Source organism: Mycoplana rhizolycopersici (assembly GCF_013378445.1).
Taxonomy (GTDB): Bacteria; Pseudomonadota; Alphaproteobacteria; order Rhizobiales; family Rhizobiaceae; genus Mycoplana; species Mycoplana rhizolycopersici.
Genome location: NZ_JABXYK010000040.1, coordinates 1 through 1,960 on the forward strand (window position 1 = coordinate 1; position 1,960 = coordinate 1,960).

Sequence of the window (1,960 nt, forward strand, 5' to 3'; positions counted from 1 at the left end):
CCGACATCCGCAAGACCGCCGAGCTGGTCGCCGAGATCTCGGCTGCCTGCCGCGAGCAGGATATCGGCGCCTCGCAGATCAACGAAGCGATCCAGCAGCTCGACAAGGTGACCCAGCAGAACGCCGGCGCCTCGGAAGAAATGTCGGCAACGTCTGAAGAACTCGCCGCCCAGGCCGAGGAACTCCAGGCCTCGATCGCATTCTTCCGCGTCGACAACGCGCACACCGGCAGGGCCGTGGCTGCGGCTGCCAAGCCAGCCACACGCGCGGCACCGGTTCAGCGGACAGCCCCGGCTCCGGCGCGCAAGCCTGCAGGTCATACGGTTGCAGCCCAACAGGCCCGCGCCAAGGGCTTCGCACTCGACATGTCGATGGGCGGTCCGGACAGTGAAGATTCCGACTTCCGGCAGAGCGCCTAGTCCGAAAGAAGGTCGCAGTGCGCCAGCAAGCGCGCTGTGACCGACCCCGGCGCGTGTAAGCGTCGGCGCAATGGATCGTTCGCGCGATCTGCAGAAGAGTGAGTGTATCGGTCTTCTCGCATGCCAGTGCCAGCCGTTTTCGGCTGGCCGAATACAAGACAATTGCCGCAAGAGAGGGCTACCAATGCGCTTCACTATCAAACTCAAACTGGCCGTCGCGTTCGGCATTATCATCGCGATGATGGCGGGCACCTCGGTATACGCCATCATGAGCTTGTCTTCGCTCAACCAGGCGATCACTGACATGGTTGCCGGCCCGGCAGCACGGCTGGAAGCCGCCCAGAACCTCGGAAGCACACAGCTCCGGCTTGCTCGGTCGCAGATGAACCTGGCGACGGCGACCAATGCGCGCGACGTCTCCGACTATATCGGCGCCAGCGACCGTAACCGCCAACGCTTCGAAGAACTGGCCCAGGAACTGATCACCACTTCCACCTCCGAAGAGGCAAAGCAGAGATGGGCTGAGGCAGTCGGCAAATTCAAAGAGATCGTCCGCGTCGACGATCAGGTACGCAGCCACGTCAACGCCGGCAATTCGGCAGAAGCGATCCGTATCGTGACTGGCGAAGGCCGCCGCCTGATGGACGAAATCGAAGAAATCATCAACGTCCGCATCGAAAGCAACAAGGCGCTGATGACGGAAGCAGATCAGGAAACGAACGTCGAGTACGCCGAAACCCGCACACTCATCTTCATCATTTCCGGCGTGGCCCTGCTGCTTGCCGTCGGCGCCGCAGTCTGGATCGCGCTCGGCATCAACACCGGTCTTCGCAAGATCAAGACAGTCGCAGAAGCCGTCGCCATCGGCGACCTCGACCAGAACATCGAGATCCGCACCAACGACGAGATCAAGGACGTTGTCGACACGATCAACGTCATGACCGGCAATCTGCGTAACACCGCCAACATCGCCGACCAGATCGCAAACGGCGACCTGACGATCACGCCGAAGCCACTTTCTGACAAGGACATCCTCGGCATTTCGCTGCAGAGCATGGTCGAGCGCCTGCGCGGCGTTGTCGGCGATGCGCTCGCCGCCTCCGACAACGTTTCCTCCGGCAGCCAGGAGCTTTCCTCGTCCTCCGAACAGCTGTCGCAGGGTGCGACCGAGCAGGCGTCATCCGCCGAAGAGGCCTCCGCCTCGATGGAAGAAATGGCCGCCAACATCAAGCAGAACGCCGACAACGCCGCCCAGACGGAAAAGATCGCCCGCCAGTCAGCCAAGGACGCAGAAGCCAGTGGCGACGCGGTCGGCCGTGCGGTCGGCGCCATGCGCACCATCGCCGAGAAGATCTCGATCGTTCAGGAAATCGCCCGCCAGACCGACCTTCTGGCCCTGAATGCCGCCGTCGAGGCCGCCCGTGCCGGCGAACATGGCAAGGGCTTCGCAGTCGTCGCCTCGGAAGTGCGCAAGCTCGCCGAACGCTCGCAGGCCGCTGCTGCCGAAATCAGCGCGCTCTCCGGCGAAACGGTGCAGGTTG

The 1,960-nt window shown here is 62.9% G+C and carries 1 protein-coding gene and 1 pseudogene; both read left to right on the top strand.

Annotated features, from left to right (window positions below; genetic code table 11):
- Positions 1 to 419, top strand: a pseudogene (locus HV823_RS26280) (methyl-accepting chemotaxis protein); the annotation flags it as partial.
- A 184-nt stretch (positions 420 to 603) separates the two neighbouring features.
- A partial coding sequence (locus HV823_RS26285; protein ID WP_176952615.1) for a methyl-accepting chemotaxis protein occupies positions 604 to 1,960 on the top strand: 1,357 nt, incomplete at its 3' end.